Raw genomic sequence first — 22,278 nt, 5'->3', positions numbered from 1 at the left:
TTATTTCTCTGATAATAGAACCAATACACATGATTGCAACACTTCAATATCATGATTTTTGGCTTTTTCAATCAATGCGGCACTGGCCGATCCAGGTTGTAATAAGATCTTCTTAATGCCTTTTTCTATAACATCATCAAGGATTCTAATCCCAATAGAAGGGCTTATTACAAAATCCACCACATCAATTGTTCCCTCATACTCCGTCAATTTTTGATATGATTTTTCACCTAATACTGTGTCATAGTTTCTCGATACCGGTATTACTGTATAACCTTCATCTAATAACCTTTTTGTTATTTTTCTACCATAGCTTTTATTTTTTTCGCTGGCGCCTATGACCGCCCAATTCTTGTATTCTAACCATTCATGTTGACTCATTTTTATTCACTCTCTTTCATTTCGGAAAATTCTATTTTCCATTTGATAATCATTATTATTTGTGTTATTCTTAGATTGCTAGTATTATTTTGACGCCGTAGTCACATTATTATATCACAAAGGAGATTATTATGTTACCTCAAGACCCATTTATATTACTCAGTATGATAAATATGAAGCTGCGTGACCATCACAAGTCCTTAGATGATTATTGTATAAGTGAAAATTATCAAAAGCATCAAATTCTTGAAACCCTTGCAAAGGTCAATTATGTTTATGATTCTAAAACCAACCAGTTCAAATAGGTTCTAGGCACCTCTATTATTATACATATCTTTAACATTCCAAGAGTTTTTCATAGATAACCACATCTAAAAGTCGGTCGAATTTTTTACCGACTTCTTTAAAATGCCCACATTTAAAATAACCCAATCCTTCAAAAAGCCTTATACTTCCTGTATTTTCAGCACATATAACCCCAAGTAGCGCTCTAAAGTTATGGTTTCTTGCAAAATTCTCAATATACTTCAATGCCTCATATCCAATACCTCTACCCTGAAAAGCTTCGTCTAGATAAACGGTTACTTCAGCTGTCTGATCATAGGCTTCTCTTGGCTTATATCTGTTTAGAAGCACATAACCGACAAATTTACCTTCAAAAAGGATTTTATATGATGGGAAACGATCCATACCCGAAAAAAGAATCTGTACCATTTCATCTTCTTTTATAGGCGCAATTGAAAATGTGGAAGTGGATGTTCTAATGTAATGATTATATAATATTAAAGCATCCTTTACATCTTCTTTTGTGATCGCTTCAAAAACAATTCGATCCATTCCTCTTAAACCTCTTGTCAACTTATTTTTATTTCTTTTACAACTTTAACACCATTGTCCATCATGCTTTTTAGGAATATACCATGCATGAGATCGCCATGATGAAAGCCTTCTATATCAAAGGTCTGGACAAGAGATTCGCAAACATAGACCTCTCCATCCAATTGATGTTCATTCAAATAAGCTCTTAATGTAACAGCATATTGATAAACACAAATATCCGTCACACAACCTACAACCAAATAACTTGATATACCAAGATTCATAGCGGCTGGATTATGAGCAAGAATACCGTTGGTACTGTTTTTAAATATTGTGGTGAGTCCTTTTACTTCTAAAGCTGCAAGTGGATCTACCAACTCACTTTCCTCTGTGTTGCCTACACAGTGAGAAGGGTATGCTGAAAACTCTTTAGCATCCTCAGGATGATGGTCTGTATAAGCATAAACCTTTATACCCTTTAACAAAGCTTTTTCACTTAGTTCCACTATGTCCGGAATCATTCTACCGACTCTTGGACTATAAAGAGCACCTGCTTGAGCAAACCCCTTATTCATATCGATTACCGCTAAAATGGTTTTATCCGGATCAAAATCATCTAACCTTATTGTTTCTGCACCCATCAGTTGTACTTTTATAGCCTCTATTGCTAATTTTACATTATCCATCTGCTATAACCTACCTTTCTGATTGTCTTCTTTTTTCGTGTACATATTGCAGTACTGTCCTGCAGACTTATAAACAACCAAACATGGCATTTGTTTGGATTTGAATCCGAAGTATTTACAGCCTTTTGGATTTCTTACATCCCATGTAACATAATAATACAAGCAACCTATGCAACTTTTCACTTCATTTCGTTCTAACACTTTTTTCATCCCCTACAGATAAGAAAGCTATGTTTTACTTTAGCATCGTTTGAATGGTCGGTAGGTGTTTACTCACATCAGCTACAATGAACTTTCCTACAACCTTTTTTTCTTGGTCACGAATAACCAACATATATTTTTCTTTTGTTATTAAATAGAGTCCGATACTTGCCCATTTTTTACTTAATTCTGCCGTAAATCCATTGGCTGATTCATAATTAAAAGAGAGAATCATGGACATTTGTCGATCCGGTTGGAAATAAAACTGATTTTTTTTAACGATAAGGTTGCCAACTGAAAAATCATGCCAACTATTATGGCGCATACAAGGTAAATAATATCCTTTTTCGCTTTCTTCTGATAAATCAAAAGCTTTTTTCATGAATTGGTCCAATACCATCCTAGCGATATAGAATATAATAACAGCACCTAAAACACCTTGAAAAAATGTGTTTCCTAGTTTTTCCTGTTGGATATTTTCTACAAGGGTGCCTGTTACAATCAACTCTCGAATAGCTTTTGATAGAAAAACCGCCGACCATGTAACCAACAACAGTAAAAATGGGAATTTGCCAAACATACTGTTGGCTGACTTTCTATATTCTTCACGATTGATAATGGGTTTCATAATTCCTCCTAATTTTGTCCAGAGCCTTTATTATGTCTTAAACTCAGCATATTTTTAAAACCATCATATCACAGAGGGGTTCATTGTGCTAGAAGAAAATCATGGATTCTTTCCATTTTGTAAGGACTTATGGTAAACTAATTAGGAAGAAAAAGCAAACCACTTGAAATTTCCGACATTAGAGTAATAAAAGTGGCATAATTTTATAAAGGAGATTCTTATTATGGAAACTATTATGAACAACATCAAACTCAACCTTCAAGGCGCGATTGGTGATACTATCAATAAAGTTGTTTTTGCCATTATTGTGCTTGTTATCGGTTGGATTGCCATTGGTTGGATTATGAAAATCTTAAAAAAAGTCCTACAACACAGTAAAATCGATCCAACTTTGAAACCTTTTATTATATCCCTATCCTCGATTTCTTTGAAAATCATCCTTATAGTAAGTGTCATCAATATGGCTGGTGAGGCCACTTCCTTGGTTGCAGTGCTTGGTGCTGCAAGTTTGGCTATCGGTCTTGCTTTTCAGGGTGCTTTGTCAAATTTTGCCGGTGGCTTTTTGATTCTGACCCTAAGGCCCTTCAAAATTGGTGACTTCGTTGAAACTTCAGGTCATAAAGGTACTGTAGAAGCCATCCATGTTTTTAACACTGTTTTAATTACCATTGACAATAAAGTCATCACCATTCCTAACGGCCAACTGTCCAACGCCAGTGTTATAAACTATACTGAAAAGCCAACCCGACGTGTTGATATTGCTTTTGGTGTCGGATATGATGCCGATATCAAACTGGTTGCTCAGGTCCTTGAATCGGTTATTAGTCAGCACCCACTTATCCATGAAGAACCGGCGCCTTTTATCAAGCTTGCTGAACATGGTGATAGTGCTTTGGTTTTCCAAACACGATCATGGTGTAATACTTCCGATATGTGGACTGTTCATTATGATTTGATGACTCAAGTGAAACTGGCTTTTGATGAAAATAATATCAGCATACCCTTTCCACAAATGGATGTTCATCTTAACAAAATTCAATAATTGATCACTAGACATATCTTGTAAGAGGGTTCTATCCGATACTTAGGATAGAACCCTCTTGTTTTATATTATAATCTAATTCTGATATTCTAGAAGCCTACCAATATTTTTTGAACCAACCAGTGAAAATATTGTAAACCGCCTTTTGCTCACCTTCAACTTGATAACGTTCAATTAGGGCGCGCATTTCTTCTGCAAAAGCAAAATACTCCTCTTCATTTAAATAAATTTCTTCTTTGTCAATATACCCATTTCTTGATTCATCTTTTCTTTCATGGGTCTGCTTTAGGTATTTCGCACCCTTCATGATGTCTTCTTTAAACTCATCTACCACACTGAGAATCATGTTCGTCGTTGAATCAAATAAGGCCTCATGATTGTTGACATTCTGATAAGCAACTTTGAATTGCTCCGTCGTCAGCTTATAGTATTTTGCTGTAATGCCATTGATGACTTCTGTATGATCCAGCACTAGGATATCAATGGATAGCAGTTTTTTTACATGGTAATGTACTTTTGCTGGTACTTCTCCCATGATATCTGCTACACCTTTAACTGTTAAAGGTTTTCTGGCTTTTATATAAGCATTGATTATTTTCATTCTGTATGGATCTGAAAAGATTTTAATCTCGTCATCCGATTCAATCTGTCTTATGGCATTCATATTCTAACCTCTCATTACTTGTAGTATTATGTCTTGTCATCCTTATAAAGAATAACATAAAGTCCCGTCTATGTCTATTTAATAACGTCTTTTTTATCGTTAAAATATTTTTTTTAGCTAATAACTTGAAATAATCCTTTGATTTTTCAAGCCTTATGATTCTTACCTGTTTATTATAATCAATTCTACTATCTTTTTTTATCGTTAAAAATATAAATACTTTCTAGATTTTCCTTAGTATCAGTTATGTTTATTACTTCTATAATATGGGTTAAAGTGTCAAAACTGTATTGTAATGAGTACATTAATTTAACCCATATGTTGTATATATTTAGAAGAATTAAGTTTTGACGCTTTGACCCATCTTCAGAATCCATGTAAAAACGACTAAATATATCATTAATTCAAGTATAAATATGGCATTTTTACCAATTCCTCATCTGAATATTATTGACTAATACAGTATCCTATGATATTCTTAGATTGCAGTTGATAGATGTGCATCGTAGATATTTGATTATATAAATTCTTGGTATCGTGGATGGGTTTTACGGACTAGAGAAATATTAACAATGTTTACTAAGATGTTCTATTGTTCAACACCAATATTTTCTAGGAGGATAACACATGCAAAACGGTACTGTAAAATGGTTTGATGCAAAAAAAGGATTTGGTTTCATTTCTACTGATAGTGGCGAAGATGTTTTCTGTCATTTTTCTGCAATACAATCTGACGGATTCAAAGTGCTTGAAGAAGGCGATGCTGTTTCTTTTGAGATTACAACCGGTGCAAAAGGACCTCAAGCGGCAAATGTTACCAAAAATTAGTTACTTATTTTTGTAACATCATAAAATAGTAGCAATCAAATAAAGGACTGTCTATGACAGTCCTTTATTTGATTGCTACTATTTAGAGGTCTTAACCTATAGTTCAATCTTATCGATTCGTATAGCAAGTTCTTCAAGTTGTTTCTCTTCAACACCACCTGGTGCTGAAGTCATCGGACAGGATGCGTCTTTCACTTTTGGGAAAGCAATGACATCTCTAATACTATCAGAACCTGTCATCAACATGGCAATTCTATCAAGTCCATACGCCAGGCCTCCATGAGGTGGCACGCCAAATCTAAAGGCATCTAAAAGGAAACCGAAGCGATCATAGGCATCTTCTTCTGAGAATCCAAGTGCTTCAAAAACACGTTCTTGAACTTCTCTTTGATGAATTCTAAGTGATCCGCCACCAATCTCATTACCATTTAAGCAAATATCATAAGCTCTTGATCGTACTTTTGCGATATCTGTCGTCATCAGCTCCATGTCTTCTTCTTTTGGCATTGTAAACATATGGTGCATAGCTGTATAGCGTTTTTGTTCAGAATTCCATTCCACTAAGGGAAAATCTGTTACCCAAACAAAATCAAATACATCCTTCTTAAGCAAGTCTAAACGCTTAGCGATATCCAACCTTAGATTCCCAAGTGTATTATAGACCACATCATTTTTGTCTGCACAGAACAAGAGTAAATCTCCCGGTTGGCCATCAAGTGCTCTAACCATGGCTTCAACCGTTTCTTCTGACAGAAACTTGGTAATAGCTGACTTATAAGTACCCTCTTCGGTAATGGCTATCCAAGCCATGCCTTTCGCCCCATAACTAACGGCCGCTTCACCTAATGCATCGATTTGTCGTCTTGGCATATCTCCACAAGTTTTTGCATTGATACCACGAACACTACCACCACTTGATACCGCGCCACTAAAGACTTTGAAATCAGAGTCTTTAACAATATCAGAGATATTTACAAGTTCCATGCCGAATCTTAGGTCCGGTTTGTCGGAACCAAAGCGATCCATAGCTTCTTGATAAGTCAGTCTTTTAATCGGTAAAGCAATATCCACATCTATGACTTCTTTAAACATCTTTGCTAATAATCTTTCATTCATATTCATGACATCATTTTCATCAACAAAGGACATCTCAATATCAATCTGTGTGAACTCAGGCTGACGGTCTGCACGAAGGTCTTCGTCTCTAAAACATTTAACAATCTGATAGTACTTATCAAAACCAGATAACATCAACAATTGCTTGAAAATCTGAGGTGACTGGGGTAATGCATAAAAATTACCTGGATTCACACGGCTGGGCACAAGGTAGTCTCTTGCACCTTCTGGAGTTGATTTTGTAAGCATTGGTGTTTCAAGGTCAACAAAACCTTCTTCACTCATAAAACTTCTAACCACTTCTGTTAATTTACTTCTTAGCATTAATTTTTTCTGAAGATCCGGTCTTCTTAGGTCTAGATATCTGTACTTCAGTCTCAAGTCTTCTCTTACACTGCTGTTATCCTCAATCTGAAAAGGGGGTGTCTCAGCGTCAGATAAGATTCGAAGTTCCATTGCCCGCACCTCAATGGTACCTGTCCTAAGGTTGGTATTAATCGTCTCTTCTGTTCGTTTTTCTACCAAGCCTTTTACCGCGATTACAAATTCCGAACGAATTTTCTCAGATTTCTTAAAGCCTTCATCACCAATAGAACTGATATCCACGACAACTTGAAGCAAACCGGTCCTATCTCTTACGTCCAAGAATATGACCCCACCTAGGTCCCGTCTTTTTTGAACCCACCCCATAATGGTTACATATTCATCAATATGCTCTTCTGTTAATGCTGTACACATATGAGTACGTTTCATACCCGTCATTGATTCGCTAAAACTCATTTTAATGCCTCCTACGCTTCTTTGCCTGTAAACCAGGTTAATATTTCACTTAGTTTTACTTCTGTTGTTTCACCTGTTTCCATATCTTTTACTTTTACTTGGTTCGTTTTAAGCTCATTTTCTCCAATAATCATGGTCTTAAGTGCTCCAATTTTATTAGCATATTTCATTTGAGCCTTAACACTTTTACCAAGATAATCTGTTTCAATAACTAAACCTGAAAGTCGAAGACGCGTTACAATCTCATACGCTTTTGCTGTCACTTCTTCTCCCAAAATACCCACATACAAATCAATCTTTGGTGCTGTAGCCAGCGTTATATCCTCTTTTTTCATGGCAAGTAATAAACGTTCTATACCTATGCCAAAACCGACTGCCGGCATATCAATCTTACCATCTATTTCTTGTACTAGCTTATCATATCTACCACCACCACAAATGGTCATGCCATCCTGATCAATAAATTCAAATACAGTTTTGGTGTAGTAGTCTAGCCCTCTTACAATATCTGTATCTACATCATATGGAATCTCTAATGCATCCAGCCATTTTTTCAAGGTAGTGAAATGCCCTTCACACGCTTCATCCAAATAGTCGATGGTTCTTGGTGCCTCTTTGACAATTTCTTTACAGCCCGGTACTTTGCAATCAATGATTCTTAAAGGATTTTTTTCCATACGTTCTTTACATGTACCACAAAGACCTTCTTTATGTTGATTCAAATATGTCATAAGAGCTTCATTATAGTCTAATCGACAAGTACCACAGCCAATACTATTGATGTGTAGCTTCGCTTTCCGAATGCCTATACGATCAAATAAAGTCCTAAGAACCGTAATGACTTCAATCTCAGCCAATGGTCCCGGCGCTCCAAATACTTCTACGCCAAACTGGTGATGCTGCCTGAGCCTTCCGGCCTGTGGTTTCTCATATCGAAAGGCAGGCGTAATGTAGAAGAGTTTGGTTGGCTGAACTTCATTGAACATTTTTTGTTCTAGAAAACTTCGAACCACACCAGCCGTTCCTTCCGGTTTTAAAGTTATACTTCTATCACCTTTGTCCATAAAGGTATACATTTCTTTTTGAACAACATCTGTCGTTTCACCCACACCTCTTAAAAATAAATCTGTATGTTCAAAGACCGGCGTTGAGATTTCTTTGATATTGAACTGTACACAGATTTCACGTATTATTTCTTCCAAACGGGTACGAATCACCATTTCTTCTCCGAACCAGTCTTTGGTGCCTCTTGGCATTTGAGTAATCATTTGAATCCTCCAATTCTACTTTCTTATGTGCGGTTTTTATCCAGTACACATTTCGATAATATAAAAAACCCGTCTCTGACATATGTTGTCAGGGACGAGTTATTAACCCGCGGTACCACCCTAATAGAGATTGCTCTCCACTCAATGGTCTTATAACGATGACCGGCCGGATTGAGCTACTAACATAGTTTTCGCTCAACCACTCAAAGGTGTCTTTCAAATAGGTATCAGTAAAAAGCTTTCAGTCTCGGCTTTTCTCCCTTATACTGAGGGACTTTATTCTACTTTTCCTTATCAACGATTTGTTTACGATTTACTTTATTCTAATGAGTAGACTTGTTTTTGTCAAGTTTTTTTTATTCTTTCCTATAATGGGGTTGGTCTCAGTTCTTGATTTAGGTCTGAATTTTACTGAGTTTTAAATGTTTTATCAAGGGGCTTATGGGTAAATGACTTGATGCCACTGGCATAGTCTCCGGCCTTATGTCCATGACCAATGACTTTATACTTATAGATGAGTAGTCCTTCTAAGCCAACTGGCCCTCTGGCATGAATTTTATTGGTACTAACACCAACCTCTGCTCCAAAACCATAGCGAAAGCCGTCACTGAATCTTGTTGAACAATTCCAAAAAGCATTTCCTGTATCTACATGATCCATAAATTTAAGTGCCACTTCTTGATTTGAAGTAATTATTGCATCCGTATGGCCTGACCCATATCGATTTATATGTCTAATCGCTTCATCTAAATCATCAACCACTTTAACTGATATCTCGTAATCCAAGTACTCATTTTTCCACGTGGATTCTGTAGCCGGTTTGGCATCCATATATAAACTTGTTCGATTACAACCATTGACAATTACTTTTTTTTGCTTGAATGCAAGGTCCAATCTTGGTAACAAAGATGCTGCGACTTGCTCATGGACCAATAAGGTCTCTGTAGCGTTACAGACAGCAACGTACTGTGTTTTGGCATCAAGAACAACATCAACGGCCATATCAAGATCCGCATATTGATCTACATAAGTATGACATATTCCGTCTGCATGACCAAGTACGGGTATTCTGGAGTTGTCCATAATATAACGGACAAATTCATTGGATCCTCTTGGTATAATAAGATCGATTTCTTCATCCAACTTTAACATGGATGTAACCTCTTCACGAGATTCTAATAACCCTATCCAACCTTTTGGTAAGCCTACTGTGGTTGTGACTTTTTTTATGATGTTTGATAGTACCTTATTGGTTAAGGCTGCTTCTGAACCACCTTTAAGTAACACTGCGTTGCCACTTTTAAGACATAGAGCTGATATTTGCACAAAGGCATCCGGTCTGGATTCAAATATAACACCAATGACACCAATTGGACAACTGACTTGGTACAAATCTAAACCCTGGTCAAGTTCTCTTGCAAAATGTGTCACACCAACCGGTTCCTTAAGGCTTATTAAACTTTTCAGACCTTCAATTACGTCATTAATTTTATTTTCATCAAATTTTAGACGTTTTAGTAAAGGTTTTGATAGATTCTCTTCCTCTGATCGTTTCAAATCTGCTTCATTGGCTTCCATGATAGCATATTTATTGGCCTCTAAGGCTTCGGCAATTGCCAAAAGTGCATTGTTTTTTAAAGTTTCATCAGCCGTAGCCATTAAAACGGAAGCTGCTTTCGCTTCTTTTGCTGCATTTAAAATACTCATAATATCACCTCGACTTCACTGCTTTATGAATTGAAAATATGCATCATTGTATCATACCCTGTTTCTGATATCAAATAATGTTCCTTAATTATAACAATCCTTCATCCTAAAGAAAAGAAAAAGAAAAAATATTAAAAATAGTATTGACATTGATTCTCATTCGTGATATTATCTTTATGAGATTAGTTATCATTTATAGCCTACCATTCATTAAACTTAATGCCTTGACAACATTAAGTACTAGACTACATTTTTTAACCTCCATAAACACAGAGTCTGATTCGCTCTGTTACTTAACACATTTTATTCTTCTAAAGTGTAGAGAAGGTCATCCTAAGGGATGGCCTTTTCTTTTTAGCGCGTGCTAAGCGCATGATGGAAAGAAGATGCTATTCTACTTGTTATTTTTCCCAGAATACTTTATTGGCGCTTATAATATCATCGATGTTATCAAGATAAGTTTTGACATCCTTGGGATGGTCTTTTCTTACCAGTCTATCCTTAGTCACCTTTTTTGATATGGCCCCTGCACCAAAAGCAACAATAGACTCTTTTTCCTCCATTGTGTGAATATTATAGATACACCCATAGCCTTCTTTACAATAACCAATATTTTCATAATTACCAATCATGTTTTTCTGTCTATATAAATAGTATGCACCATAGCCTGCTTCTTCCATGATTTTTTGACTGATTTTTAGCATGCCATCAATCTGATCCTTCATTAATATTCTATACATCTTTTCGTCTTCAAGAAGTCTTGCGCCTCTTTTAAGAGCCATGGTATGTATTGTTATACTTTCCGGTTCTAGGCTCATGATTTTACGTATTGTGTCTTCAACATCTGAGACTTTTTCTCCCGGTAAACCTAATATTATATCCATGTTAATATGATCAAATCCCAACCGCCTCGCCATATGCACACAGTCAATAAATGTCTGTACATTGTGCCCTCGACCAATCTTAACCAAAGTCTTATCTTGCATTGTCTGAGGATTAATGGAAATTCGATTCACGCCATAACGTTGCATGCTTATAAGTTTCTTTTCTGTTATCGTATCCGCACGACCTGCTTCTACAGTGAATTCAACTTTTTGATTACCTAATAGTTCTCTTGTTTTACACAATAATCTATTAAAATCATCTTCCGTCAGACTGGTTGGTGTGCCACCGCCAATATAAATGGAACGTAAATGTTTAAAAGCATCTTTCTTTGCAACCATCTCTCGAATTAAGACATCCACATACCTTTTATATGCCGTCTCTTGGGACTTGATTTCCTGGGATGTAAAAGAACAATAACTACATCGTGTGGGGCAAAAAGGTATGCCAATATAAACGCTATGTTGAACACGTTGATGTTTAAAATATTGCTTTTGTACTTCAACCACTTTGACCAGTAGCTTCACTTTATCTGAATTAACCTTGTAGTAGTGTTCTAATATATATACTGCTTCTTTTTGTCCATAACTTTCACAAAGTTTGTAGGCTAATTTGGAAGGTCTTATACCTGTCAGCACCCCCCAAGTAGGTACAATGCCGGTCACTTTACTGCATAAGTCATAGAGCATTCCTTTTAGGGTGACAGTTGCTTTAGGTATATATGAGATATGCCTGTCATTATAACGTATATTGTTTTCAAGATTACAATACCGCCTTAGATTCTCATAATCATCTCCACAATAAATAACCTCTATAAAAGATGACCCTATGGTTATCTCATATAAAGGTTGCTTGTTGTTGTTGACTTCAATCTTCTCCAAAGGATAGAACACCTTCAGATAGCTTAATACTTCCGTACTATACTGGGTATGATGCATTCGAATATTCATGACTGACCTCAAGTTGCATTATTGCAAAAATGGGTTGTTTTTTTTCTCGTTACTTATGGTTGTATCGTTTCCATGTCCTGGGTATACCTTGGTTTCAAGGGGTAAAAACATCAACCTGTTATTAATTGCTTCTACCAAATCATTCTGATTACCATTATAATAATCCGTTCGGCCAATAGAACCTGCAAGTAGTGTATCTCCAGTAAAAACAACATTCTCTTCTTGATTATAAAAACAAACACCTTTCACTGAATGTCCCGGCACTGTGATGACTTTAAATACCAAGTCATCACCATACTCCAATTGATCACCGTCTTCAATATAGGTGTCAGCATTAGCTGTCACCTCACGAGCAAGAAAATAAGTCGATAGATTTTTGATGCTATCTTCCATGATTTTAGCTTCTTCTATATGGGTAATGACCGGTATATTATAGTGATTTTTGATTTTGTCAACGGCCCCTATATGATCAAAATGACCATGCGTGATTAACATTGCCTTAAGTTCCAGACCCAAGCCAGTTATATATTCAATTATTCGCTCCGGTTCATATGAAGGATCTACAATTAGGGCCGTTTTATTGTCGTTTCCAATAATGATATATGTGTTATTGTTCATATGGCCTAACACCATTTTTTTTATGCGCATATCTTCATCACCTGCTATTTCTATCTATATCTATTCATGTTACAGTTATAATTCGTTTATACACACTCATTATACATGAGTGATATGTCTTTTACAATTCAAAAATGGAAACTCATATCATCAAGTCTATACGTTTTTGGGGACACTTTATTTAATTATTGGTTCGAACAATATCATCAACACCTTGAAGCATCTGTAATTTTTTAATTAGTTTATTAAGCTGATCGACGCCTTTTATCTCAAGGCTTAGATTAAATACTGATCGTTCTTTATTAATAGACCTAGCATTTAGTGCTTTTACCTTGATATCCTCTTCTGTAAGAACCTTAGATACATCAAACAATAGCCCGCCTCGATCCGAACCGTAAATCTGAATATCCGCGCGATACACCATATCACCGGAATTCTTGACATTTCCACCCCATTCAGCATCTATCATCCTATGTCTTTCAATCTCATTTAAGTGAATCATATTGTCACAGTCTGTTCTGTGTATTGATACACCACGGCCTCGTGTAATAAAGCCTACAATCTCATCTCCCGGCACCGGGCTACAACATTTTGAGAATCTAACTGCAAGATCTTCAATACCTTTGACTACAATACCACTTTTTGATTTTTTGACTTGGTTTTTAGTGGGGTGATCTACAATTTCTTTTAATATATCTTCATCTTTAATCTCGTCCTTAATGGTTTTTCGATATTCTTCATGTAACCGATTAACAATCTGTCCCTCTTTCAAACCACCATGGCCGACTGCGGCACAAACTGCTGACCAGTCTTTAAAACCGTACTTTGATTGAACCAACTTCATCCATTCAGGCTTTAAAAGCAATGATAGATTAAGCCCCTTTTGCTTAGCGTATTTTTCAATCAGCTCTTTGCCTTTTGATATGTTCTCATCTTTGAACTCTTTTTTGTACCATTGATTAATCTTACTTCTTGCTTGAGAACTTTTTACAATCTTAAGCCAATCTCGACTAGGTCCTCTTGAGTTTTGTGAGGTTATAATTTCTATACGATCACCTGTTTTAACGACATAATCAAATGTGACAATCTTTCCGTTCACTCTTGCGCCAACCATTTTGTTACCAACAGCGCTGTGAATATGGTAGGCAAAATCTATCGGTGTAGAACCGGCCGGAAGGTTGACAATATCACCTGTTGGTGTAAATGCGTAAACTTGTTCTTGATAAACATCTAAATCCGACTTCAAGGCATCCATGAATTCCTTGTTATCCGACATATCCCTTTGCCATTCAAGTATTTGTTTAAGCCAATTTAATTTTTGTTCTGCATTACGCTCTGTGGATTCTTGGGCGGATAGTTTGCCTTCTTTATATTTCCAATGGGCAGCAATACCATACTCGGCCGTTCTATGCATGTCCATCGTTCTTATTTGTATTTCAAACGGATAACCTTCCGGTCCAAGAAGAGAAGTATGTAAAGACTGATACATGTTCGGCTTTGGCATGGCAATATAATCCTTAAATCTACCAGGAATCGGTTTATATAACTCATGAATAATGCCTAATACACCATAGCAGTCCTTTACTGTCTTAACCACAGCACGTACAGCATATAAGTCATAGATCTGATCCAAATCCTTGTTTTGGTTAACCATTTTTTTATATATACTGAAGAAATGTTTAGGACGGCCTTCCACTGTGGCTTCAATCCCAACCGCATCCAATTCTTCCTTTAACTTTGCAACTATTTTTTCCACATTATCTGTTCGTTCATCTCTTCTTTGAGCTATACTCTCTACCAACTTATAGTATGCTTCTTCTTCTAAGTACCTTAAACAAAGATCTTCCAACTCAACCTTAATCTTAGAAATCCCCAAACGATGGGCTAAAGGCGCATAGATGTTCAATGTTTCACGTGCTTTTTCTTTTTGTTTTTCCGGTGTCATGAATTTTAGGGTTCGCATGTTATGAAGGCGATCTGCCAATTTAATCAAAATAACACGAATATCCTTGGCCATAGCCAGAAACATTTTTCTGTAGTTTTCTGCCTGTATCTCTTCTTTATCTGTTGTATATGAAATCTGTGTCAACTTGGTGACACCATCAACAAGCAATGCTATTTCATCATTGAATTCTTGTGCTATTTCCGCAGTTGTATAAGAAGTGTCTTCAACCACATCATGAAGAATACCCGCAACAATAGATTCCTTATCCAACTCTAGCTCTGCAAGTATTTTAGCCACGGACAAGGGATGTATAATATAAGGTTCTCCCGATTTTCGTACTTGTTCTACATGGGCATTCTTAGCTAGCTGATAGGCTTTCTCAATCATTGAGAAATCATCAGACGGATGGTATTTTTTCATTTGATTAATGAGATCAATATACAATTGTTCCGGCATAAATTCTATCACCACTTTTTCAGTATTTAAGTTTACCTTATCCTCGATTTCGAAGCCACCCTATACAGGGGGTTTTAAGGAAATATAATATAAATGACTTGTTTCTACAATAAGAATGGGTTAAGGCGTCATAACCATATTGTTGAACTTTCACATACAATATATAGTTCTGAATGTATCAAAGTAATCTATATATTGTGTGTTAATATAGAGATACTTAGTTTTGACCCTTTAACCAGAATTATTTCTATTATAAAGATATTTTAAGGAAATTGCAAGGAATTAAAAGACTGTCTATTGATAAGAACAATCTTATCGTCTGACAGCCTTCACTACAAAAATTATTAGTATTTTATAATTGCTTCAACATCTTGACCTTCAAGAACTTCTCTACCCTTTAGAAATGATAACTCAATCAAATAGACCATTTTTACAACAATACCGCCCATTTCTTCAATAAGCTCTACCATTGCTTTAGATGTGCCACCGGTTGCTAACAAATCATCAACAACAACAACTTTGTCTCCCGGTTTAATGGCATCCATATGAATTTCTACAATCGCACTTCCATACTCTAAATCATATTCTTTTGACTTGGTTTTATAAGGCAGTTTACCTTCTTTTCTAACCGGAATAAAACCTTTGTTCATATTATACGCTAAAGGTACACCAAAAATAAAGCCTCTAGATTCAGGACCGACAACCAAGTCAAAGTCCACATCTTTTAATGCCTTCTCAAATTCATCAACCGCAAATCTTAATCCCGCCGGATCTTGTAACACCGTCGTTATGTCTTTAAATACGATACCTTCTTTAGGAAAATCATAAACATCTCTAATCAGTGATTTCAAATCCATAATATCTCTCCTTTAATGCTACACAGATTTTAATACTATACCCCTATTAGAATATCTTAAGGATAGCTTATAGAGTATCAACTCGGCTTTCCCACTTGTAGGATTTCTTAGTGATTTTCGGCTAACTTGCAAGCCAAGAGCTTGAAAAACATCTGAGAAAGTTGAGTTATTATATGTATACTATCACAAGAATTTATTATACAGCTTTGAATCATGTAAATCAACTTTTTTTCCCTTATTCAGACTGAAAGTCATGGATAAACCTTTTATCTGATATTGAATCAGTCCAAGTTCTTTGAAAATCTCCAACATCATTAAGTATTTACTAAGGAGTTGAGGTCGTTTTAGGTCAAAGTAAGCCAAGAGTTTGGTGAAATAGATCTGATGATTAAGGGCACTATCTTTTTGCATCAAAAATCTATAAAAATCCGTCAACATATCTCGATTAAGGCGATTTTCATCCTCTACAACATAGTCCTTTATATAGTTAATGCTTTTATGCTTCGTGATTTGCTTTTTTATTTCCTTAAGGGTATCTTCAGTATGCCTAATGTCCTTCACCATCATTTGAGGCGATTTTCGTTGATGCCATTCATTGATTTCCAAACTACAGACACATTCGGAAAGCTGTCCATCATCCAACCATTCTGTTACTTCACCTAAGGAAAATCCAACGCCTTTAATCTTCGAATCACTTCCCACTTCCAGAGATAGATGATTCAGGTCTTTACCTATCCTTTTAATATGATTGACAGGTCCTTTACATATAAATGTAGGTTCAGGGTTACCTATTCCAAAAGGCTCCATTTTTTGAATTTCGTCTATCAACTCAAGATTGATATCTTCCATCTTCATAACCATATCCACTTTTAGTTTGGGTATTAATACATCCTTTTCCATATGTTTGGTGGCATAGGCGTTTAATCCCTTTTCTAAGGCTTCTATATTGGTTTCTTCCAAAGACATACCTGCTGCCATCTCATGTCCACCAAATTTATCAAATAAATGAGCATTGGCTTTTAAAGCCATATATATATTAAAGCCTTCCACGCTTCTAGCGGACCCGGATGCACCCCCATCTTTAATCGACAAGATGATGATGGGTCTGTAATACTTTTCTACCAACTTAGAAGCAACGATGCCGATAACACCATGATGCCAGTTTTTCGATGCAACGACAATAACTTTCTTATCTAAATGATTCGAACTTGTTTCTATAAGGGCTACTGCTTCTTCAAAAATATGTTTTTCCAAGTCTTGCCTGTTTTTATTATCTTGGTCTAGGGCTTCAGCTATTTTCAAACATTGTTTCGTATCATTAAGAATAAACAGTTCTACCGCTTCTTTTGCATGCTTAATCCTACCGGCTGCATTAAGCCTTGGGCCTATACCATAACCAATACGCCCAGCTGTCATTTTTTTTCCTTCCAAATCTGAGACTTTCATCAAGGCCCCAAGTCCTTTGTTCCATGTCGTAGGCATAGACATAAAAGCCAACTTCGTTATGGTCCTATTTTCACCATAAATTGGCACAATATCTGCAACGGTACCTACCGCTACCAAATCAAGATATTTCCATATCTTATTTTCAATACCCGTCGTTCTTGCCAGAGCTTGTATCAACTTAAAAGTGACACCTACACCAGCCAACATTTTAAAGGGGTATTTATCCCCCTCTCTTTTGGGATTGATAACGGCTAGCGCACTCGGAAGTACTTCTTGGCATTCATGATGATCTGTTATAATCACATCTAATCCAATCTCATTACTATATGCCACTTCCTTGACCGCCGTTATACCTGTGTCCACTGAAATCAGTAAATCAAAGCCTCTTTCTTTAACCTCCGTTAGAGCTTCTTTATTAATTCCATAACCTTCTTCATGTCGATCAGGAATATAATATTCCACCAAACATCCAAGTTCCTCCAAAAACATGTATAAAATAGAGGTGCTGGTCACACCATCAACATCATAATCACCATAAACCATTATTTTTTCAGCATTATCTCTGCTTCTTAGAATTCTTTCAACCGCAGTTGACATATCGGTTAACATAAAAGGATCATGAAAGCTCTCTGTTGTCGCATTATAATACTGATATACCGCTTCTTTAGAGTCTACACCTCTATTTATTAATAGACGGGCAATGATAGGAGATAAGGCCGTCTCAGACATGATCTTCATAACCTTCTCATCATCACTTTCTCTAATTTTCCATATTTTTTCTTTCAATATGACACCTCCACAAGACTCTTCAAGAAAATATTATACACTATTTTGCTATGAATCAACAGCATCTGCTTTAATCCATTCATTAATAAGAACAAGGCAGAACATGTTCCCCATGGTCTGCCTTGTTCTATAGTTTAGTTTTTCTGCTTCATATTACTCAATGATTTTTTTCTTGAGTTTTTTATCATGATTAATTTTGAAAATATACCACATTGGACTTGCAATGAATATGGATGAATAGGTACCGCTAAGTATACCAATCATAAGGGGTAAAGCGAACTCTCTTATGGATGTGACGCCAACGATGTACAAGACACCTACCATGATGAAAGTGGTTAATGATGTATTAATGGACCTCCCCATCGTTTGACTGATACTCATATTAATTAGATCTTTATAACTGAACTTTCTCTCTAATGACATATTCTCACGAATCCTGTCAAAAACGACAATTGTATCATTGATGGAGTAACCAACAATGGTAAGCATGGCCGCAATGAAGGAATTATTTATCGGTACATTACCTATAGAGTATACTGCAAATACAATGAAAATATCATGGACCAAAGCAACCACAGCTGCCATACCAAACCAGAAATCTTTAAACCTAAAACTTACATAAATCAGAATACATAAGGAAGCTACTAAAACGGCAATAATGGCATCTCTTCGCATCTCTCCACTGACTGTCGCACTAATGCTCTCACTCTCGATGTCATCAGATGTAATATTATACTTTTCAATTAATGCTTCCGACAGTGCCAGTCTTTCTTCTGAGGTTAAACTCGGTGTTTTAATGATAAACTCATCTTTACCTGTAACATTTTGAAATTGAGGTGTTGTTTGTCCTGTTGCTTCAACCACCAAATCTTTAACAGCTTCTTGGAGAGCTTCGGGAGTCAAATAGCCTTGACCTGCTCCCACACTAACCAGTGTCGAAGTTCCACCTACAAACTCAATGTCAAAGTTCAAAAATGAATCTCTAGTTGCCTGATTAACCGGCATCATTACCAAACCAATTAGTATAATGACCACAGATACAGCAAAGAATACTTTTCTCTTTTCAATGACTTGAACCGACTTGTGACCAAGATCCACACCATATAACTTCTTATCTCTAAGGCCCATGCCTACTAAACTAGATAAGAGTAATCTTGTCATCACCAATGATGTGAACATGGAAACTGCAATACCAATCATTAAGGTGATGGCAAACCCTTTTATGGTACCTGTTCCCATAATATAAAGTACAATGGCAGCTATTAATGTGGTAGCATTACCATCCACAATGGCTGATGTGGCCTTTTTAAAGCCTGACTTAACAGAGGCTTTTAAAGTTTTACCTGAACCAATTTCTTCTTTGATTCTGGAGAAAATAATGACATTCGCATCCACCGCCATACCAATTGAGAGTATAATCCCTGCAATACCCGGCAAGGTTAATGTGACATTAAACAGACTAAGTGACACAATCATCAAGGATGCGTAAAAAATCAATGCTATGGAAGAAACTACACCTGGTAATCTATAGAAACCAATCATAAATAAGAATACGAGCGATATACCAATAAGCCCTGCTAATATACTGGTACGTATAGCATCTTGTCCCATTTTGGCTCCAACTACATTTGATCTTAGTTCAATCAACTCAAGTGGCAATGCGCCAATCCTGATATTTGCCGCTAGTTGACTCGCATTAACCAAACTGCCCATATTGTTGATGACCGCTTGTCCATTTAAAATAGGTTCGTTAACCGTTGGTGCCAGTAAAGGCTCATCATTATAATATATATACAATGGTTTGCCCACATTCTTGGTTGTTGCTTCAGCAAATTTCGTTACACCATCCGGCGTGAATTCAAGATGAACAACATAATCTCTTGTCATGCCACTTGTATCAGTTCCAGGCTCGGCGTTCTTAACGTCTGCACCTGTTAGCCAGACAATACCATCCTCATCTATAAAAGCAAGTTTACCGGGCTTACCCATCTCAAGTAATACTTGATCTGCATTTTTTACGCCTGGTATATCCACATTGATACGGCTGGATCCTTCAAGATACACTTCACCTTCTGTATATCCATATTCATCCAGTCTAAGCTGTAACTTGTACAGCGTGTCTTGGATCTCCACAGATGTTGGATCAGCTTTACTGGGTGCATAGGTAATACTAACCCCACCTTCTAAATCGAGACCAAGATTAATTTCCTCTACACTTCCATTCTTGTTCTCTCCCACACCTACTATAGCTACATAAGCTGTACCCACAATAAGCACTAGTGAAATAATCAGTGCTACTACATATTTCCCTTTCATCACATATCCTCCTAGTATTGCCCTATGCCATATCAGCATAATGGCTTTGAACTGCGTTTTTATTTTGCCAGCATTTCTTTGGCTTTTAAATAAATGGCACACTCCACTCTTTTCTTTTCTAACTCACAACCGATTTCATAAGTTGCAAGCAAATCACCATGAAAATTATAAGAGTTGGCACTGCAACCACCACTACAATAGAATTTTGCCCAACACCCTCTACACGCTTCTTTTGCATAAACATTACATCCTCTGAATGCATCTTGTTTAAGGATGTTTGTAATACCTTGATTAACATTACCTAATAAGAATTCATCTATCCCTACAAATTGATGGCAGGGGTACAAGTCACCAGTCGGTGTTACGGCTAAATACTCAATGCCGGATCCACAACCGGCAAGACGTTTGGCAACACATGGTCCTTGTGATAAATCAATCATAAAATGGAAAAAATTAAAATCTTTATTTTTTTCTTTATATTCCAATTTTGCCAGTGCTAATCTTTCATATTGTTCTCTTAGGTATGGAAGATCTTCTTCCTTAATAGCGTAATTCATCTCATCAGGTGCCACCACCGGTTCCACCGATATTTGCTCAAAGCCTTCCTCGGCAAGGTGCAATACATCTTCTGAGAAGTCCATGTTTTCATGGGTAAAAGTGCCTCTAACGTAATAGCTTTTTTGCCCTCTCGCGTCGGCAAAAGCCTTAAACTTAGGCATAATTAAATCATAACTCCCTTTGCCATTTGGTGTTGGTCGCATTTTATCATGTGTCGCTTTACGTCCGTCAACAGATAAAACAACATTATACATATGCTCATTCATAAATGCCATATTATCATCATTAAGCAACACGCCATTGGTAGTTAAAGTAAATCTAAAATGTTTATTTTTTTCTTGTTCTAAGCTTCTGGCATAGTGTACGGTTTCTTTCACCATCTCGAAATTCATCAAAGGTTCTCCACCAAAGAAGTCAATCTCCAAATTACGACGGTTTCCAGAATGTGCCACCAAAAAGTCGATTGCTTTTTTAGCTACTTCAAAGGACATCAAATCTCGATCTCCATGATATTCACCTTCTGAAGCAAAACAATAGGTACATGCCAAATTACAATCATGTGCCACATGAAGGCATAAAGCTTTTACAACTGTGCTTCGATTTTTAAAGTCTAGGACAACCTGTTCATAATCATCCTTAGAAAAGAGCAAGCCCCCATTTATAAGGTCATTAATCTCATCTCTGGCTTGCACAAGTAATCCTTTAGTATATTTTTCATTCAATCCGTTTATGGCGTCTTCTATTAGTACACCATTGTCTAGATCCTTTATCAGATCATAACTCATGTCATCTACCACATGAATCGAACCACTGTTAATATCCATGACGATATTCATATCTTGTATTTTATACTGGTGTATCATTATATTACCCTTTCAATGAAAAGGAGTTGATTTCTATTCTCAACCACTTTAAGTCTATCTGTTTTAAATATGGTTCTATGGTTAAAGTATCATTTCCTAATACATTACAAAAAGAAACTGAAAGAGACCTTCGTCTTTTCAGTTTACCTTAGGCAGCCTATACGAATATTCTAACTATATCAAGAAGCTGTGATTATTTCACTGCTATCTCATTTTTTCATTTTCGCAAGATTGATTACCTACGGTGCAGGACGTCTTACAGGCCGATTGACATGAAGTTTGACATTCTCCGCATCCACCATGTTTCAAAGTTTCTTTTAATACGGTTGCATTTAGTGTTTTTATATGTTTCATATTCATTCCTCCAAGTGTTTTGGTTATTTTATAATCTTGAAATACGCACCCTAACCACCTATGTTAGAGGTAACTTTTAACTGAATCATTATAACATATTCCCTGATGGAATAAAACCTTTATTTCA

The 22,278-nt window shown here is 36.4% G+C and carries 19 protein-coding genes and 1 other annotated feature; of the genes, 3 read left to right on the top strand and 16 right to left on the bottom strand.

The features are described 5' to 3' along the window. The gene (locus P0N36_RS09430; RefSeq protein ID WP_275842592.1) at positions 1 to 381 is read right to left on the bottom strand and encodes a CoA-binding protein; all 381 of its coding nucleotides are present in this window, start codon (positions 379 to 381) and stop codon (positions 1 to 3) included. 131 nt (positions 382 to 512) lie between these two features. Between P0N36_RS09430 and P0N36_RS09425 the strand changes: the two genes are divergently transcribed. Continuing rightward, a complete protein-coding gene (locus tag P0N36_RS09425) occupies positions 513 to 686 on the top strand; it encodes a DUF4250 domain-containing protein (RefSeq protein ID WP_275842591.1) in 174 nt (57 codons plus the stop codon). A 31-nt stretch (positions 687 to 717) separates the two neighbouring features. Here the strand turns inward: P0N36_RS09425 and P0N36_RS09420 are convergent, their stop codons facing one another. From P0N36_RS09420 to P0N36_RS09410, 3 genes are all read right to left on the bottom strand, one after another. Then, a complete protein-coding gene (locus P0N36_RS09420; protein WP_275842590.1) occupies positions 718 to 1,218 on the bottom strand; it encodes a GNAT family N-acetyltransferase in 501 nt (166 codons plus the stop codon). Between the two features lie 17 nt (positions 1,219 to 1,235). Continuing rightward, positions 1,236 to 1,886: an isochorismatase family cysteine hydrolase gene (locus P0N36_RS09415; RefSeq protein WP_275842589.1), complete on the bottom strand. Its 651-nt coding sequence runs from the start codon at positions 1,884 to 1,886 to the stop codon at positions 1,236 to 1,238. 235 nt (positions 1,887 to 2,121) lie between these two features. After that, a complete protein-coding gene (locus P0N36_RS09410) occupies positions 2,122 to 2,715 on the bottom strand; it encodes a hypothetical protein (RefSeq protein WP_275842588.1) in 594 nt (197 codons plus the stop codon). A gap of 223 nt (positions 2,716 to 2,938) precedes the next feature. Here P0N36_RS09410 and P0N36_RS09405 point away from each other — a divergent pair, with 223 nt between their 5' ends. Further along, complete coding sequence (locus P0N36_RS09405) at positions 2,939 to 3,757, top strand: mechanosensitive ion channel family protein (protein WP_275842587.1); 819 nt, start codon at positions 2,939 to 2,941, stop codon at positions 3,755 to 3,757. A gap of 97 nt (positions 3,758 to 3,854) precedes the next feature. On the opposite strand, the gene P0N36_RS09400 is transcribed toward P0N36_RS09405, so the two are convergent. Further along, complete coding sequence (locus P0N36_RS09400; protein ID WP_275842586.1) at positions 3,855 to 4,421, bottom strand: winged helix-turn-helix domain-containing protein; 567 nt, start codon at positions 4,419 to 4,421, stop codon at positions 3,855 to 3,857. Positions 4,422 to 5,048: 627 nt separating this feature from the next. Here P0N36_RS09400 and P0N36_RS09395 point away from each other — a divergent pair. Continuing rightward, the gene (locus P0N36_RS09395; RefSeq protein ID WP_275842585.1) at positions 5,049 to 5,249 is read left to right on the top strand and encodes a cold-shock protein; all 201 of its coding nucleotides are present in this window, start codon (positions 5,049 to 5,051) and stop codon (positions 5,247 to 5,249) included. A 96-nt stretch (positions 5,250 to 5,345) separates the two neighbouring features. Here the strand turns inward: P0N36_RS09395 and aspS are convergent, their stop codons facing one another. The 11 genes from aspS to scfA all read right to left on the bottom strand — a co-directional run bounded on the left by aspS (position 5,346) and on the right by scfA (position 22,151). Further along, the gene (gene aspS, locus P0N36_RS09390; protein ID WP_275842584.1) at positions 5,346 to 7,145 is read right to left on the bottom strand and encodes an aspartate--tRNA ligase; all 1,800 of its coding nucleotides are present in this window, start codon (positions 7,143 to 7,145) and stop codon (positions 5,346 to 5,348) included. An 11-nt stretch (positions 7,146 to 7,156) separates the two neighbouring features. Further along, positions 7,157 to 8,413: a histidine--tRNA ligase gene (hisS, locus tag P0N36_RS09385; RefSeq protein ID WP_275842583.1), complete on the bottom strand. Its 1,257-nt coding sequence runs from the start codon at positions 8,411 to 8,413 to the stop codon at positions 7,157 to 7,159. Positions 8,414 to 8,500: 87 nt separating this feature from the next. Beyond that, positions 8,501 to 8,720: a binding site (T-box leader), on the bottom strand. A 101-nt stretch (positions 8,721 to 8,821) separates the two neighbouring features. Then, on the bottom strand, positions 8,822 to 10,120 hold the full coding sequence (locus P0N36_RS09380) for a glutamate-5-semialdehyde dehydrogenase (RefSeq protein WP_275842582.1): 1,299 nt from the start codon (positions 10,118 to 10,120) through the stop codon (positions 8,822 to 8,824). 401 nt (positions 10,121 to 10,521) lie between these two features. Then, positions 10,522 to 11,952 carry a coproporphyrinogen dehydrogenase HemZ gene (gene hemZ, locus P0N36_RS09375; RefSeq protein WP_275842581.1) on the bottom strand — a complete coding sequence of 477 codons (1,431 nt, stop codon included), beginning with the start codon at positions 11,950 to 11,952 and terminating at the stop codon, positions 10,522 to 10,524. An 18-nt stretch (positions 11,953 to 11,970) separates the two neighbouring features. Beyond that, positions 11,971 to 12,600: an MBL fold metallo-hydrolase gene (locus P0N36_RS09370; RefSeq protein WP_275842580.1), complete on the bottom strand. Its 630-nt coding sequence runs from the start codon at positions 12,598 to 12,600 to the stop codon at positions 11,971 to 11,973. A gap of 151 nt (positions 12,601 to 12,751) precedes the next feature. Next, positions 12,752 to 14,971, bottom strand: a complete 2,220-nt coding sequence (locus tag P0N36_RS09365) for a bifunctional (p)ppGpp synthetase/guanosine-3',5'-bis(diphosphate) 3'-pyrophosphohydrolase (protein WP_330684000.1) — start codon at positions 14,969 to 14,971, stop codon at positions 12,752 to 12,754. 344 nt (positions 14,972 to 15,315) lie between these two features. Further along, complete coding sequence (locus P0N36_RS09360) at positions 15,316 to 15,828, bottom strand: adenine phosphoribosyltransferase (protein WP_275842579.1); 513 nt, start codon at positions 15,826 to 15,828, stop codon at positions 15,316 to 15,318. Positions 15,829 to 16,011: 183 nt separating this feature from the next. After that, on the bottom strand, positions 16,012 to 18,060 hold the full coding sequence (recJ, locus tag P0N36_RS09355; RefSeq protein WP_275842578.1) for a single-stranded-DNA-specific exonuclease RecJ: 2,049 nt from the start codon (positions 18,058 to 18,060) through the stop codon (positions 16,012 to 16,014). 153 nt (positions 18,061 to 18,213) lie between these two features. Next, positions 18,214 to 20,376 carry a protein translocase subunit SecD gene (secD, locus tag P0N36_RS09350; protein WP_275842577.1) on the bottom strand — a complete coding sequence of 721 codons (2,163 nt, stop codon included), beginning with the start codon at positions 20,374 to 20,376 and terminating at the stop codon, positions 18,214 to 18,216. A 59-nt stretch (positions 20,377 to 20,435) separates the two neighbouring features. Beyond that, positions 20,436 to 21,797, bottom strand: coding sequence for a thioether cross-link-forming SCIFF peptide maturase (scfB, locus tag P0N36_RS09345; RefSeq protein ID WP_275842576.1), 1,362 nt, complete (start codon positions 21,795 to 21,797; stop codon positions 20,436 to 20,438). Positions 21,798 to 22,001: 204 nt separating this feature from the next. Continuing rightward, a complete protein-coding gene (gene scfA / locus P0N36_RS09340; RefSeq protein ID WP_125137989.1) occupies positions 22,002 to 22,151 on the bottom strand; it encodes a six-cysteine ranthipeptide SCIFF in 150 nt (49 codons plus the stop codon). Between the last annotated feature and the right edge of the window lie 127 nt (positions 22,152 to 22,278).

Source organism: Petrocella sp. FN5 (assembly GCF_029210395.1).
Lineage (GTDB): Bacteria > Bacillota > Clostridia > Lachnospirales > Vallitaleaceae > Petrocella.
This window is presented reverse-complemented; position numbering and strand designations above follow the sequence as displayed.

What these genes read in the sequence shown, in the direction of transcription:
- P0N36_RS09430 (WP_275842592.1), bottom strand. Translation starts at nt 381, where the DNA reads ATGAGTCAACATGAATGGTTAGAATACAAGAATTGGGCGGTCATAGGC.
- P0N36_RS09425 (WP_275842591.1), top strand. Translation starts at nt 513, where the DNA reads ATGTTACCTCAAGACCCATTTATATTACTCAGTATGATAAATATGAAG.
- P0N36_RS09420 (WP_275842590.1), bottom strand. Translation starts at nt 1,218, where the DNA reads ATGGATCGAATTGTTTTTGAAGCGATCACAAAAGAAGATGTAAAGGAT.
- P0N36_RS09415 (WP_275842589.1), bottom strand. Translation starts at nt 1,886, where the DNA reads ATGGATAATGTAAAATTAGCAATAGAGGCTATAAAAGTACAACTGATG.
- P0N36_RS09410 (WP_275842588.1), bottom strand. Translation starts at nt 2,715, where the DNA reads ATGAAACCCATTATCAATCGTGAAGAATATAGAAAGTCAGCCAACAGT.
- P0N36_RS09405 (WP_275842587.1), top strand. Translation starts at nt 2,939, where the DNA reads ATGGAAACTATTATGAACAACATCAAACTCAACCTTCAAGGCGCGATT.
- P0N36_RS09400 (WP_275842586.1), bottom strand. Translation starts at nt 4,421, where the DNA reads ATGAATGCCATAAGACAGATTGAATCGGATGACGAGATTAAAATCTTT.
- P0N36_RS09395 (WP_275842585.1), top strand. Translation starts at nt 5,049, where the DNA reads ATGCAAAACGGTACTGTAAAATGGTTTGATGCAAAAAAAGGATTTGGT.
- aspS (WP_275842584.1), bottom strand. Translation starts at nt 7,145, where the DNA reads ATGAGTTTTAGCGAATCAATGACGGGTATGAAACGTACTCATATGTGT.
- hisS (WP_275842583.1), bottom strand. Translation starts at nt 8,413, where the DNA reads ATGATTACTCAAATGCCAAGAGGCACCAAAGACTGGTTCGGAGAAGAA.
- P0N36_RS09380 (WP_275842582.1), bottom strand. Translation starts at nt 10,120, where the DNA reads ATGAGTATTTTAAATGCAGCAAAAGAAGCGAAAGCAGCTTCCGTTTTA.
- hemZ (WP_275842581.1), bottom strand. Translation starts at nt 11,952, where the DNA reads ATGAATATTCGAATGCATCATACCCAGTATAGTACGGAAGTATTAAGC.
- P0N36_RS09370 (WP_275842580.1), bottom strand. Translation starts at nt 12,600, where the DNA reads ATGCGCATAAAAAAAATGGTGTTAGGCCATATGAACAATAACACATAT.
- P0N36_RS09365 (WP_330684000.1), bottom strand. Translation starts at nt 14,971, where the DNA reads ATGCCGGAACAATTGTATATTGATCTCATTAATCAAATGAAAAAATAC.
- P0N36_RS09360 (WP_275842579.1), bottom strand. Translation starts at nt 15,828, where the DNA reads ATGGATTTGAAATCACTGATTAGAGATGTTTATGATTTTCCTAAAGAA.
- secD (WP_275842577.1), bottom strand. Translation starts at nt 20,376, where the DNA reads ATGAAAGGGAAATATGTAGTAGCACTGATTATTTCACTAGTGCTTATT.
- scfB (WP_275842576.1), bottom strand. Translation starts at nt 21,797, where the DNA reads ATGATACACCAGTATAAAATACAAGATATGAATATCGTCATGGATATT.
- scfA (WP_125137989.1), bottom strand. Translation starts at nt 22,151, where the DNA reads ATGAAACATATAAAAACACTAAATGCAACCGTATTAAAAGAAACTTTG.